The sequence below is a fragment of the Agromyces mediolanus genome, from assembly GCF_023715325.1.
In the GTDB taxonomy this organism is placed as follows: domain Bacteria; phylum Actinomycetota; class Actinomycetes; order Actinomycetales; family Microbacteriaceae; genus Agromyces; species Agromyces mediolanus_A.
Map to the genome: position 1 here is coordinate 166,620 of NZ_JAMBNX010000006.1, position 11,540 is coordinate 178,159.

Annotated in this window: 15 protein-coding genes and 3 tRNA genes; 9 read left to right on the forward strand and 9 right to left on the reverse strand. The window is 69.8% G+C overall.

All coding sequences use genetic code 11. The features are described 5' to 3' along the window. Positions 1–95 precede the first annotated feature (95 nt). Complete coding sequence (locus M3147_RS12335) at positions 96–1,529, forward strand: APC family permease (protein ID WP_251203769.1); 1,434 nt, start codon at positions 96–98, stop codon at positions 1,527–1,529. Between the two features lie 40 nt (positions 1,530–1,569). Further along, positions 1,570–3,387, forward strand: coding sequence for an amidohydrolase (locus M3147_RS12340; RefSeq protein ID WP_251203770.1), 1,818 nt, complete (start codon positions 1,570–1,572; stop codon positions 3,385–3,387). Positions 3,388–3,393: 6 nt separating this feature from the next. On the opposite strand, the gene M3147_RS12345 is transcribed toward M3147_RS12340, so the two are convergent. Continuing rightward, positions 3,394–3,987 carry a TetR/AcrR family transcriptional regulator gene (locus M3147_RS12345; protein ID WP_251203771.1) on the reverse strand — a complete coding sequence of 198 codons (594 nt, stop codon included), beginning with the start codon at positions 3,985–3,987 and terminating at the stop codon, positions 3,394–3,396. Beyond that, the gene (locus M3147_RS12350; protein ID WP_251203772.1) at positions 3,977–4,585 is read right to left on the reverse strand and encodes a TetR/AcrR family transcriptional regulator; all 609 of its coding nucleotides are present in this window, start codon (positions 4,583–4,585) and stop codon (positions 3,977–3,979) included. Before M3147_RS12350 ends, M3147_RS12345 begins: the two co-directional genes overlap by 11 nt. Before the next feature lie 186 nt (positions 4,586–4,771). On the opposite strand from M3147_RS12350, the gene M3147_RS12355 reads away from it, so the two are divergent. The 4 genes from M3147_RS12355 to M3147_RS12370 all read left to right on the forward strand — a co-directional run bounded on the left by M3147_RS12355 (position 4,772) and on the right by M3147_RS12370 (position 6,201). Beyond that, positions 4,772–4,927: a hypothetical protein gene (locus M3147_RS12355; RefSeq protein ID WP_251203773.1), complete on the forward strand. Its 156-nt coding sequence runs from the start codon at positions 4,772–4,774 to the stop codon at positions 4,925–4,927. 119 nt (positions 4,928–5,046) lie between these two features. After that, a complete protein-coding gene (locus tag M3147_RS12360) occupies positions 5,047–5,385 on the forward strand; it encodes an ArsR/SmtB family transcription factor (RefSeq protein ID WP_251203774.1) in 339 nt (112 codons plus the stop codon). Continuing rightward, a complete protein-coding gene (locus tag M3147_RS12365) occupies positions 5,378–5,845 on the forward strand; it encodes an SRPBCC domain-containing protein (RefSeq protein WP_251203775.1) in 468 nt (155 codons plus the stop codon). The genes M3147_RS12360 and M3147_RS12365 overlap by 8 nt, the downstream gene beginning before the upstream one ends. After that, complete coding sequence (locus tag M3147_RS12370) at positions 5,845–6,201, forward strand: VOC family protein (protein ID WP_251203776.1); 357 nt, start codon at positions 5,845–5,847, stop codon at positions 6,199–6,201. Before M3147_RS12365 ends, M3147_RS12370 begins: the two co-directional genes overlap by 1 nt. 77 nt (positions 6,202–6,278) lie before the next feature. On the opposite strand, the gene M3147_RS12375 is transcribed toward M3147_RS12370, so the two are convergent. The 3 genes from M3147_RS12375 to M3147_RS12385 are packed head-to-tail and all read right to left on the reverse strand — an operon-like array spanning position 6,279 to position 7,234. Beyond that, a complete protein-coding gene (locus M3147_RS12375; RefSeq protein ID WP_251203777.1) occupies positions 6,279–6,557 on the reverse strand; it encodes a hypothetical protein in 279 nt (92 codons plus the stop codon). Beyond that, positions 6,554–6,856, reverse strand: coding sequence for a hypothetical protein (locus M3147_RS12380; RefSeq protein ID WP_251203778.1), 303 nt, complete (start codon positions 6,854–6,856; stop codon positions 6,554–6,556). Before M3147_RS12380 ends, M3147_RS12375 begins: the two co-directional genes overlap by 4 nt. 33 nt (positions 6,857–6,889) lie before the next feature. Beyond that, positions 6,890–7,234 (reverse strand): hypothetical protein, encoded by a 345-nt coding sequence (locus tag M3147_RS12385; RefSeq protein ID WP_251203779.1) that lies wholly within the window; start codon positions 7,232–7,234, stop codon positions 6,890–6,892. A gap of 110 nt (positions 7,235–7,344) precedes the next feature. On the opposite strand from M3147_RS12385, the gene M3147_RS12390 reads away from it, so the two are divergent. Continuing rightward, entirely contained in the window at positions 7,345–7,530 is a 186-nt protein-coding gene (locus M3147_RS12390) for a hypothetical protein (protein ID WP_251203780.1), read from the forward strand. Positions 7,531–7,755: 225 nt separating this feature from the next. On the opposite strand, the gene M3147_RS12395 is transcribed toward M3147_RS12390, so the two are convergent. From M3147_RS12395 to M3147_RS12405, 3 genes are all read right to left on the reverse strand, one after another. Continuing rightward, positions 7,756–7,828: transfer RNA gene (locus M3147_RS12395), tRNA-Phe, on the reverse strand. A gap of 77 nt (positions 7,829–7,905) precedes the next feature. Then, positions 7,906–7,979: transfer RNA gene (locus M3147_RS12400), tRNA-Asp, on the reverse strand. A gap of 37 nt (positions 7,980–8,016) precedes the next feature. Continuing rightward, positions 8,017–8,089: transfer RNA gene (locus tag M3147_RS12405), tRNA-Glu, on the reverse strand. Between the two features lie 266 nt (positions 8,090–8,355). Between M3147_RS12405 and M3147_RS12410 the strand changes: the two genes are divergently transcribed. Both M3147_RS12410 and M3147_RS12415 read left to right on the forward strand, forming a co-directional pair. Further along, positions 8,356–9,636, forward strand: a complete 1,281-nt coding sequence (locus M3147_RS12410; RefSeq protein WP_251203781.1) for a M23 family metallopeptidase — start codon at positions 8,356–8,358, stop codon at positions 9,634–9,636. Next, complete coding sequence (locus tag M3147_RS12415) at positions 9,629–10,936, forward strand: C40 family peptidase (protein ID WP_251203782.1); 1,308 nt, start codon at positions 9,629–9,631, stop codon at positions 10,934–10,936. Before M3147_RS12410 ends, M3147_RS12415 begins: the two co-directional genes overlap by 8 nt. A gap of 67 nt (positions 10,937–11,003) precedes the next feature. Here the strand turns inward: M3147_RS12415 and ppa are convergent, their stop codons facing one another. After that, positions 11,004–11,489 carry an inorganic diphosphatase gene (gene ppa / locus M3147_RS12420; protein ID WP_189083594.1) on the reverse strand — a complete coding sequence of 162 codons (486 nt, stop codon included), beginning with the start codon at positions 11,487–11,489 and terminating at the stop codon, positions 11,004–11,006. Between the last annotated feature and the right edge of the window lie 51 nt (positions 11,490–11,540).

Sequence of the window (11,540 nt, forward strand, 5' to 3'; positions counted from 1 at the left end):
AGTTTCAATAACTCCTTCTAGGCTCGCACTCGTTCAAGCCGACGGCACTGCCGCGGCGCCAGCGACGGGGCGACGGATGCCTCGGAGACACAAGGATGTGCGCAGTGACAGCACCGACCCTCAAGCGCTCGCTCGGGATGTGGGCCATCGTCGGGCTCGGCCTCGGCTACATGGCCCCGGTGACCGTGTTCGACACCTTCGGCATCGTGAGCGAGGAGACCGACGGCGTCGTGCCGACGGCGTACCTCGTGGGGCTCGTCGTGCTGCTGTTCACCGCGCTCAGCTACGGCGCCATGGTGCGCGCGTTCCCGGCCGCCGGCTCCGCGTACACCTACACGCGCGAGGCGATCCACCCGGGGCTCGGCTTCCTCGTCGGCTGGGCCTCGCTGCTCGACTACCTGCTGCTGCCCGTCGTGAACGCGGTCATCATCCGCCTCTACATGGAGCAGTTCTTCCCCGAGGTGCCGGGGTGGGTCTGGGTGGTCGGCGTCGCAGCCCTCCTCATCGGGCTCAACGTCGTGAGCGTCAAGGCGACATCCCGGGTGAACGGCGTGCTGCTCATCGCCGCGCTCGCCGGCATCGCGGCGTTCCTCGTGCTCGCCGGGCTGCAGATCTCGAAGGGCCTGGGCACCGGCACGCTGTTCTCGTTGCAGCCCATCTGGCACGACGGCGTGCAGCTGTCGGCCGTGCTCGCGGGCACCACGATCGTGGCCTTCTCCTTCATCGGCTTCGACGCCGTCACGATGTACGCCGAGGAGGCGAAGGACCCGAACGCGGTGCCGCGGGCGGTCATGCTCACCGTGCTCATCGGCGGCGCGATCTTCTTCGCGGGCGCGTGGTTCGCGCAGTCCGCCTTCCCGACGCTCGACGGCTTCGAGTACACCGACGACACCCTGCCCGAGCTGGCGCTGTTCGTCGGCGGCCAGGCGTTCCAGCTGCTGTTCGTCGCGGTCGCCTTCGCCGCAGCCGTGGCCTCGGGCCTGTCCTCGCACGCGAGCGTCTCCCGGCTGCTGTACGTGATGGGCCGGAACGGCGTGCTCGCCCCGAAGCGCTGGTTCGGCGCGGTGAGTCCGCGCTTCCGCACCCCGGTGTTCACCACCGTGCTCGCGGGCCTCGTCGTGCTGCTCGCGATCACGCCCACGCTCGACCTCATCTCCTCGGTGATCAACTTCGGCGCCCTCATCGCCTTCACCTTCGTGAACCTCGCCGTCATCGCCCACTACGCGATCCGCCAGGGCCGCCGGCGCACACCCGCCGACATCGTGCGCTTCATCGTGCTGCCGCTCCTCGGCGCGGCAGGGACGGGCCTCCTCTGGGTGCACCTGAGCGCCGACGCGATGATCCTCGGCACGGTCTGGACCGTCGTCGGCGTCATCGTGCTCTTCGCCGTCACCCGCGGCTTCCGCCGCCCCGTCGCCGAACTCGGCATCGATGAGGCCGACGCCGCCGACGCCGCCGACGCTGCCGACGGGCCGGATGCCGACGAGGCATCCGAACCCGACGAGGTGCCCACCGTGCCGACCCGGTAGCCACCCCCGAACGACCATCCCACCCCAGAAAGGAACGCGCATGCGCACCCCCACCCACCCCTCTCCGAGACGAACACGCCTCCTGGCGATCGGCATCGCGGCCGTCGTCACCGGCCTCCTCGCCGCGTGCACCCCCGCCACCCCGGCCTCCGACGCGGACGCCGCCGACACGGTGCTGACGAACGGCTTCGTCTGGACCGTCGACGCCGAGAACAGCGTGCAGCAGGCCGTCGCCATCACCGACGGCGAGATCGTGTACGTCGGCGACGACGCCGGCGCGAAGCAGCTCATCGGCGAGCGCACCGAGGTGATCGACCTCGACGGCAAGATGCTGATGCCGGGCATGCAGGACGCCCACGTGCACACCTTCCTCGGCGGCGACAAGCTGACGGCCTGCAACCTGAACTTCGAGTCGCTGACGATCCCCCAGTTCCAGGAGAAGATCCAGGGATGCCTCGACGAGGAGGGCGACACCGACAAGCCCCTCATCGTCGAGACCTGGTACCGCCAGGCGATGCAGCCGCAGGGCGTCACCGTCGACAAGACCGTGCTCGACGCGCTCGACACCGAGCGCGCGGTGCTCGTGTACACGACCGACGGGCACTCGGTGCTGTTGAACTCGAAGGCGCTCGAGGTTGCGAACATCACCTCGGAGCACTCCGGCCCGCCGCACATCGAGGTCGACGCGAACGGCGTGCCGAACGGCATCCTCGAAGAGGGCGCCGCGTTCATGGCGCGCGGCAAGATCGTGCCGCCGCGCACGCTCGACGAGAGCGTCACCTCAGCGTCGGCGGCGATGTCGGCGCTGTCCGCCGTCGGCGTCACGGCCTACCTGGACCAGATCTCCGGCGAGGACATCGCCTCGGCGATGACCGAGCTGCGGGAGCGCGGCGAGCTGACGACGCGCGTGTTCCTCGCGCCGAACATCTCCGCCGAGCTTGGCCAGGCCGACCCGCGCGCCGCGGTCGACGAGGTGCTCGCGTACCGCGAGCAGTGGGGGACGGATGCCTCGGCCCAGGAGCCGGGCATCGCGGTGAACAACGTCGCGGAGTTCGGCCTCGACGGCGTGTTGCAGGCGCCGGCGCTGACGGCGTCCTTCCTCGAGCCGTACTACGTGAACGTCGGCACCGAGGAGGCGCCCGACTGGCAGCCCGGCACCGACGCGGGGCCCGAGCCCGCGTACACGGCCGAGCAGATGGGGGCGATCGTCGCGCTGCTCCTCGACGAGGACATCACCCCGGAGCCGCACGCGATCGGCGACCGCGCGGTGCGCACCGCCCTCGACGCCTTCGAGATCGCCCGCGCCCAGTCCGACTCGGACACGCCGCTCGCCATCGCGCACGCGGAGTCGGTGCACCCCGACGATCTGGCGCGCTTCGCGGAGCTCGACGTGCTGCCCGCCATGGGGCTGCAGTGGGCGAAGCCCGCGTTCGACTCGATCGACGCCGCCCAGGACACCCTCGGGCCTGAGCGGTTCGCCCGCACCGAGCCGATCGGCAGTCTCGCCGACGCGGGCGCGCAGGTCGCGAACGGCAGCGACTGGCCGGTCGACCCGCTGAACCCGTTCGCCTCGCTGCAGATCTCGATGACCCGCGAGAACCCGGACGGCGGCGAGCGCTTCACCGGCAAGCTCGGCGAGGACCGCGGGCTCACGATCGAGGAGGCGATCCGCGCGATGACGATCAACCCGGCACGCATCATGCACGGCGACGACACCACCGGATCGATCGAGGTCGGCAAGTACGCGGACCTCATCGTGCTCGACCGCAACATCACCGAGGTGCCGACCGACGAGATCGTCGACACGAAGGTCGAGCTCACCCTGCTCGGCGGGAAGGCCGTCTACGGCACGCTCTGAGCCCGATCACGCCCGCCGGATCGTCGACAGCACCACGTCGAGGGTCCGGCGGGCGTCGTCCGGGGTGATCAGCCCGGCGAGCCAGCGCTGGCTGAGCCCTTCGACCAGGGCCGTGAGGAGTTCGGCCACAGCCTGCGGCGCCGCGGCCGTCTCGACCGAGCCGTCGGCGAGGCCGCGCAGGATGCCGATGGTGACCTGTTCGTTCCAACGCTCCGTCGCGCGCTGCACCGCCTCGGCGAGTTCGGGGTCCTCGATCGGCAGCGCGGTCACCTCGTTCCAGATGAGGTTCAGGTCGCGCACCTCGGGGGAGTCGTCGAACTCGGCGTGCAGCGCACTGCGCAGCGCCTCGTAGCCGCTCGCCTCGCGGTCGAGGTGCAGCAGGTTCACCGAGGGCGCCCGTTCGGCCGCGTACTGGAAGACCCCGCGGACGAGTGCCTGCCGATTCGGGAAGTGGTAGTACGTCAACTGCGGGGTGACGCCGGCGCGCGCCGTGATGTCCTTCACGACGAACGCGTCGAGCCCGCGCTCGCCGATCACCTGCGCCGCGGCCGCGAGGATGCGGTCGCGTTTCGAGGGGGGCTTCTCCGTCTCAGCCGGCATCCGACGGCCCGCCCGCGAGGACCGCTTCGGTGGCGAGGCCGAGCAGCTCGAGCCCGCGCTCGGCCGGCAGCAGCGAGGAGCGCACGCGCTGCTGCAGCCCGTCGACGAGCGCCGTGAGCGCCGTCGCCGTCTCGGCCGGCGCCTCCGGGTGCGCCTCGGCGAGCTGCGGCACGGCCGCCGACACGAGCCGGGTCATCCCGCCGTTCCAGCCTTCGAGCGTCCTGGCGAGGGCCGGACGGATGGCCGTGTCGAACGCCGCCGCCCGCATCGCCTCGGCGTACACGCGGTCCTGCCTCGCGGCCTCCGTCGTTACGCCGACGTGCTGGCTGAGCGCCGTGCGGAGGCGCTCGGCCGGCGGGAGCTCCTGCGGCGGGCGCCGGTACGCGTAGTGGTCGAGCGCCTCCGCGAGCGCCGCGCGGATCAGATCCTGCCGGTTCTCGAAGTGGTAGTAGAGGAGCCCGAGCGAGACGTCGGCGGCCTCCGCGACCGCCTCGACCGTCACCCCGCGCACGCCGTGCTCGCTCAGCAGCTCCGTCGCCGCCCCGAGGATCGCGGCACGCGTCGACTCTGCCTTCGAGGGCTGCTGGGCTGCGGGCACGGGTCCGATTCTACGGGCGGATATCGCGGCGGCGGCTCGGGTTCTCGTCGGTGCGCCGGCCTGCGGAAGGCTCAGGTCTCGTCGTGCTCCTCATCATGCTGCCGAGACTGTTCAAGCCGCGGGGGAGTCGACCCCGCCCACCAGTCACGCAGCGGCAGTCCGGGTGGATCTCCGGGGGGCACGATCGTGTTCGGCGCCGTCTTCGTCACGACGACGCTGATCACCGAGCAGCCGCTCTGGGCTCTCGTCGCCGGTATCGCAGTCGCGGTCGCGACGCTCGCCGCACTGATCGCGCTTGCGACTCGTCCGGGCGGGGCACGGGCGCTCGACGACCAGCGGTAGAGCGACGAAGCCCGCACCGAAAGGGTGACCCTCCAACTGGAGAGTCTCCCTGTCGGTGCGAAACGCAATAGTTCACCTCCTGGTTGACTATTTTGTCTGGCTGCGGAATACTTAACTTTGTGGTTGATCATTCTCTGGGTGCTGTCCTTCAGGCGGTCGCCGACCCGACACGTCGTGCGATGGTCGAGCGGCTCGCGCGCGGCGCGACCACGGTCGGCGAGCTCGCGGCACCGCTGGCGATGTCCCTCCCCGCGGTGATGAAGCATCTCGCGGTCCTCGAAGCTGCCGGGGTGATCCAGACGCAGAAGGTGGGACGTGTGCGGACCTGCACGCTCCAGCCCGGATCGCTCGACGTTCTGAGGGAATGGGTCGAACACCAGCAGACCGCATGGGAGCGGGCGCTCGACGATCTCGGCGAATTCATCGATACGCAGACGAAAGGAAACGACCATGACTGATCACGACACGAGTGAGCGCGTCGTCGCCCACTCCGACTTCATGCTCGAACGGCGGCTGGACGCCTCTGCGGCTGCTGTGTTCGCCGCGTGGGCGGATGAGCCGGCCAAGCGCAGCTGGTTCGCGGCGGACGCCGAAAGCTATCGGCTGGACTTCACCGTCGGCGGGTCCGAGACCGTCGACACGACGCTCGCTGACGGGCATCGAGTGCGGTTCCACGCCACCTATCACGACATCCTCGCCTCGGAGCGGATCGTGTTCTCTGCGCTTCTCAGCTCGGATGATCGCCCTGCGACCGTGTCGCTGACCACCGTGGAGTTCGTTCCCGATGGGCGCGGGACGAGGCTGGTGCTCACCGAGCAGGGCGCCTTCCTGGACGGCCTGGAGCGCCCGGAGTGGCGCGAGCGCGGCACCGGCACCTGGCTGGACGCGCTGGTGCGCCACGTCGAAGGGAGCGCGTGATGAGCATCCGGCATGTCCTCGCCGTCGTCCCCGTAACGGACCTCGATGCGGCGACCGACTGGTACTCACGACTGTTCGACGCGGCGCCGACCAACGTGCCGATGCCAGGGTTGCTCGCCGAGTGGCGCCTGACCGAGAACGGGTGGGTGCAGCTCTCGACACAGGCCGGTCCTGCAGGCAGCGGCTCCCTCAACTTGGCCGTGGACGACCTCGACGAGCACGTTCAAGCGGCGCGTGGCCGGGGATTCGAGATCGGCGCTTCCGTCGGGGTCAACAAGGGGGTACGCCTCGCCGAGCTGCATGATCCGGACGGCACGACCGTCACCTTCATCGGTGGTTTCCGTGAGCACTACTGAATCGTCGGTGGAGGGGCGCACGTCGCCGTCGGCGGCACGGTTGCTCGGCTGGGCCCGGGTGGCCTGCGGAGTCGCGGTTATGTCCGGCCGGACTGTTCGAGCTTGCGGGTGCGGGCGCTGCCGAGCGCCCAGCCTGCAGCGAAGGCACCAGCCGCAACCGCGATCACGAGCAGCGCGACGCCCCAGATGCGGGCCGCCGGCACTGGAGACAAGCCGCCGACGAAACCGAAATCGGCGAGGGGCTGATAGGCGAACCACCCGAACGAGGCGGTCGGCGCCGGAAGCAGGATGAGCACGATCCCGAGCGTCGCGAGGACTGCCGCGCCGACTCCCATAGCTGCGAGTCCGATCTTCATCGCTGTTCTTCCGCGCCGGGTTCCTGATCAGTTGACCGCGACCGGTCGCGGGGATGGGGGTCGAGCGCTCGCGCCAGCGCCTGTCCAAGTTCGGGCACCGGGATCTCGACTGCCGGTTTGACGGCGTCGTCGCGATCCAGCTCAGAGGTCAGACGCTGCAGCAGCTCCTCAGCGGTGAACGTGCTCCAGCGCTCGGGCTCGTCATAGGCGGAGTCGCGCAGGTCCCACAGTGCATCGATCAGCTGTTCCGTCGTCTGCGCCGCATCGAGGCGCTTCAGGCCGTTCGCGAGTCCGTCCACATGCAGATCGTATTGGGCAGGGGAGGGGCGAAGCTACGGCATCCTGCCGTCGAACCGGGCGTAGAGCTCGGGCGACCGATCGCGAAGCCGGCCCCAGAACGCAGCCTCCCATGCGTCGGGATCCGCGTCGTAGTGCTGCGCTTCGGCCCGGTAACTCTCGAACGCGCGCTGCGCGACCGCTGCGTCCCATGGTCGTCTCGTGCAGTCGTTCAGGAGCTGGGACCCGTAGTGCACGACCTCGTCGCGGTACGAGGCGAGGGCCGCCTCGAGCCAGCGCACGTGATCGTCCGCGCGCTCGCCGGTCGCGAGGTAGGCCTCCCACCGTGCGTCGAGCTGCGCACGGAACGGATCGGCTGCTCGCCCGGCATCCACGCTCATGACTGGAGCGTACCGACTCGGTGCGCCGATGCGTCTGCAACGTACCTGGCCGGGGCTATCGTCGGATCAGCACCGCCGGATGGGCGAGTGCCGGAGTGGGCGGAAGCAGCATGGGCAGCGGGGAGCTTGAGGCGCGGTTTCGCGTGGCGATGAGTGCCGTGGCCGAAGCGGTCCTCAACAGAGGAGCGCGGCGCACGTACGACATCGTTATGGACGGTGCCGGTCAGTTCATCGACGAGTACTTCGACTGCGTGTACGGCGGGGGCAGCGTATCGGGTGTGGATGGAGATCAGTGATCTTTGGACGGCCCGCGAGACCCCTTGCCCGAAGAGCTGACGGACGAGATCGCTCGCAAAGCGGCGTTGGAGTGGTTGGCGGTCGATCAGGGCTCGTCGCTCGCGGTCGATGCGTACTTCGCGCGGTGGGGATCGTCGGAGCCTTGGCGGGCGGAGGGATAAGTCGCTCGTTGGCCCCAAGGGCCACAAAACAAGAAAACCCCCGCTCTCGCGGGGGTTTCGCTGTGGCTCCGACCGGCATCGATCCGGTGACCTTTCGATTTTCAGTCGAACGCTCTACCAACTGAGCTACAGAGCCTCGGGGCATCCGATGAAACGGTGCCTCGATAAGGAGAAAGCCCCTTCTCTCGAAAGGGAAAGGGCTTGTCGCCTGAGCGACCCTGACGGGACTTGAACCCGCGACCTCCGCCGTGACAGGGCGGCACGCTAACCAACTGCGCCACAGGGCCTCGTAATGAGACTATTCAATTGTAAAACCTTCGAGAGTGACCCCAACGGGATTCGAACCCGTGCTGCCGCCGTGAAAGGGCGGTGTCCTAGGCCACTAAACGATGGGGCCGGGTGGGAGTGCTTGCGCTCTCCCGCCGACAGCCAAGCATACGGGTTTCCCGCCGAGATTCCAAAACGAGGCCGGCGACCGTTCCCGCCGCCGGGCGGCGCCCCTTGGACATGCCCGCCGAAATGCCGTTCGCCCCGGGAATCCATGCCTATCGTGGCTCTGATCGCCTCAAGCTGAGCTTGAACCAGAAGCTCGAATACGAAGCTCGAACCAGCAGCTCGAACACAGAACGGCGCGGGGGCCCGAGCCCGCGTGGACGGGGAACCATGTACCGAACCACAGTCAACCGCCCGACGACGACCCGCCGACGACCGGCGCGGCTGCGCCGTGCCCTCGCGACCCTGCTCGCGGTGGGACTCGCGGTGACCGGCACGGTCATCGGCGCGAGCCCCGCGGCCGCGGCCGACTACCCGAGCTGGGACGAGCTGCAGGCGGCGAAGGCCGACACCGCCGCCGCGGCATCCGCGGTCGACCAGATCACCTCGCTCATCGCGCAGCTCGAGCAGAACGTGGCCACGACGCGGGCCGAGGCCGAGAAGCGGATGGCGGAGTTCCTCGACGCGCAGCAGCGCTACGACGACGCGGCCCGCAAGGCCGGGGAGATCGAGGCCCTCGCCGCGCAGACCGCCGCCGAGGCCGATGACGCGAAGAAAAACGCCGGCCAGGTGGCGGCGCAGCTCTACCGCTCCGGCGGCGGCGACCTCAGCGTCGACCTGTTCCTCGAGTCCGGGGACCAGGTCGCGACCGACGCGCTGCTCTCGAAGCTCGGCAACATGGAGAAGATGGTCGAGCGCACCTCCGAGGTGTACCGCAGCGCCCAGTCCAAGTCGAACGACGCGGAATCGCTCGGGGAGCAGGCGGAGGTCGCCAAGGCGGAGCGCGAGAAGCTCCGCGTCGCCGCGCAGGACGCGCTCGCCGCGGCCCAGGAGGCGCAGGCGGCCGCCGAAGCCGCGCTCTCCGAGTCGGAGGCGAAGAAGGTCGAGCTCGACCAGCAGCTGAAGTTCATGAAGGACGCGGAGGCGAAGACCGCCGCCGCGTACCAGGAGGGCGAGCGGATCCGGAAGGAAGAGGAGGAGAAGCGACGTCGTGAGGCGCTCGCCGCGGGCGGCCCCGGCACCGTCGCGAGCTCCGGCTGGGCCCGTCCCGCCTCCGGCTACATCTCCGACGGCTACGGCGCGCGCCCCATCATCTGCGGCGGCGGCTACTGCTCGAGCGGCTACCACTACGCCTACGACATCGCGACCGGCTGCGGCGCCCCGATCTACGCGGCGAACAGCGGCACCGTCTCGATCGCCGGCTGGAGCGGCAGCTACGGCAACTACGTGAAGATCAACCACGGCGGCGGCATCTCCACCGGCTACGCGCACATCCGCGAGGGCGGCATCCTCGTCGGCACCGGCCAGTGGGTCTCGGCCGGCCAGCAGATCGCTTGGAGCGGGACGACCGGCGCGTCGACGGGCTGCCACCTGCACTTCGAGGTCTGGGACGGCTGGGACCGGATCAACCCCGGCCCGTTCATGTCCGCACGAGGAGTGAACCTTGGCTGAGAACCGCACCCGCCCGGTGTCCCGGGTGAAGCCCGTGACCTTGTTCTCCGCGGTCGCGGTCGGCGCTGTGACCGCCTCGATCGGTGTCTCCGGCGCACCGGCGTTCGCCGTCGACTACCCCTCGTGGGGCGAGATCGAGCAGGCGAAGCAGAACGAGCAGACCAAGCAGGCGGAGATCGCCCGGCTCGGCGAACTGCTCGCGGGCCTGCAGGCGACGGCGGATGCCGCGATGCGCGACTCGCAGATCGCCGCCGAGGCGTACCGGCAGACCGTCGTGAAGCGCGACGAGGCCGTCGAGCGTGAGGCGTCGCTCGGCACGCAGGCGGAGGAGGCCGAGGCGGTCGCCGAGATCTCGAAGATGCGGGCCGGGCTCATCGCCGCGCACCTCGCGAAGGCCGGCGGCAACGACCTGACCACGTCCCTCGTCTTCTCCGGCGACAGCGCCGGGCTGCTGAAGCAGCTGGGCATGGTCTCGAAGCTCGGCGAGCAGTCGACCTCGGTCTACGAGCAGGCGCTCGCCGACCGCAACACGGCCGACTCGCTCCGCGAGCAGGCCGACGCGGCCGCGAAGGAGCGCAAGAAGCTCGCCGACGACGCGAAGCGTCAGTACGACGACGCGCAGTCGAAGGCGGATGCCGCGACCGCCGTGCTGGCCGAGCAGGAGACCCGCTCGGCGGAGCTATACGCCCAGCTCGCCCGCTTGAAGGACACCACGGCGGAGCTCGAGCGGGAGCGCGCAGAGGGCGTCGCCCGCGAGGCGGCCGAGCAGGCGACTCGGCCGCAGCAGCCGTCCCCCGGTGGAGGCAACCCGGGCGGCGGCACCCCCGGCGGTGGCACCCCAGGCGGCGGCACCCCCGGCGGCGGGAACCCTGGCGGCGGAAACCCCGGCGGGGGAAACCCTGGCGGGGGCACCACGAACCCGCCGAACACGAGCGCCGTCGAGTCGGCGATCTGGTATGCCCAGCAGCAGCTCGGCGAGCCTTACGACCTCGGCGGCGCGGGCCCGGACCGCTGGGACTGCTCCGGTCTCACGAAGATGGCCTACGGCTACGCCGGGATCTACATCGGCACGCACTCGGCGACGAACCAGTACTACACCCTCGCGAATCAGGGCAAAGCGGTCTCGCTCGGCAGCATCCAGCGCGGCGACCTGCTGTTCTGGGGCTCAGGCGGCGACTACTACCACGTCGCGATCTACCTCGGCGGCGGACGCATCCTCGAGGCGCCCGACTACGGCAAGAACGTGCGCGAATGGTCGATCTGGGGCAGCCCCTCTGCGGCCGCCCGCCCGACCGGCTGAGCCGCTCGCGGCAGACGACGAAGGGGGCGAGCCGATCGGCTCGCCCCCTTCGTGCGTTCGGTTCGGCTCAGTGACCGGGGAAGGCCTCGATCGCCTTCTGGATGAGCGCCTCGGCCTCGGCCGCGTTCGCCCAGCCCTCGGTCTTGACCCACTTGCCGGGCTCGAGGTCCTTGTAGTGCTCGAAGAAGTGCTCGATCTCCTTCTTCGTGTACTCGGGGATCGTGTCGACGTCCTGGATGTGGTTCCAGCGCGGGTCGCCCGCGGGCACCGCGATGACCTTCGCGTCGCCGCCGCCGTCGTCGGTCATGTGGAAGACGCCCACCGGGCGCACCTTCACGCCGACACCGGGGAACAACGGGTACTCGAGCAGCACCAGCACGTCGAGCGGGTCGCCGTCGTCGCCCAGGGTGTTCTCGAAGAAGCCGTAGTCGGTGGGGTAGACGAAGCCCGTGTAGAGCACGCGGTCGAGGAAGACCCGGCCGGTCTCGTGGTCGACCTCGTACTTGTTGCGGCTCCCCTTCGGGATCTCGATGACGGCGTTGTACTCGCCCATGTGCTCTCCTTGTGTGAAGTCCCGCCGGGCACCTGGCGCGCGGCGGAATAA

Coding starts and splice junctions, on each gene's coding strand:
- M3147_RS12335 (WP_251203769.1), top strand. CDS start 96: ATGTGCGCAGTGACAGCACCGACCCTCAAGCGCTCGCTCGGGATGTGG.
- M3147_RS12340 (WP_251203770.1), top strand. CDS start 1,570: ATGCGCACCCCCACCCACCCCTCTCCGAGACGAACACGCCTCCTGGCG.
- M3147_RS12345 (WP_251203771.1), bottom strand. CDS start 3,987: ATGCCGGCTGAGACGGAGAAGCCCCCCTCGAAACGCGACCGCATCCTC.
- M3147_RS12365 (WP_251203775.1), top strand. CDS start 5,378: ATGACTGATCACGACACGAGTGAGCGCGTCGTCGCCCACTCCGACTTC.
- M3147_RS12370 (WP_251203776.1), top strand. CDS start 5,845: ATGAGCATCCGGCATGTCCTCGCCGTCGTCCCCGTAACGGACCTCGAT.
- M3147_RS12375 (WP_251203777.1), bottom strand. CDS start 6,557: ATGAAGATCGGACTCGCAGCTATGGGAGTCGGCGCGGCAGTCCTCGCG.
- M3147_RS12385 (WP_251203779.1), bottom strand. CDS start 7,234: ATGAGCGTGGATGCCGGGCGAGCAGCCGATCCGTTCCGTGCGCAGCTC.
- M3147_RS12390 (WP_251203780.1), top strand. CDS start 7,345: ATGGGCAGCGGGGAGCTTGAGGCGCGGTTTCGCGTGGCGATGAGTGCC.
- M3147_RS12410 (WP_251203781.1), top strand. CDS start 8,356: ATGTACCGAACCACAGTCAACCGCCCGACGACGACCCGCCGACGACCG.
- ppa (WP_189083594.1), bottom strand. CDS start 11,489: ATGGGCGAGTACAACGCCGTCATCGAGATCCCGAAGGGGAGCCGCAAC.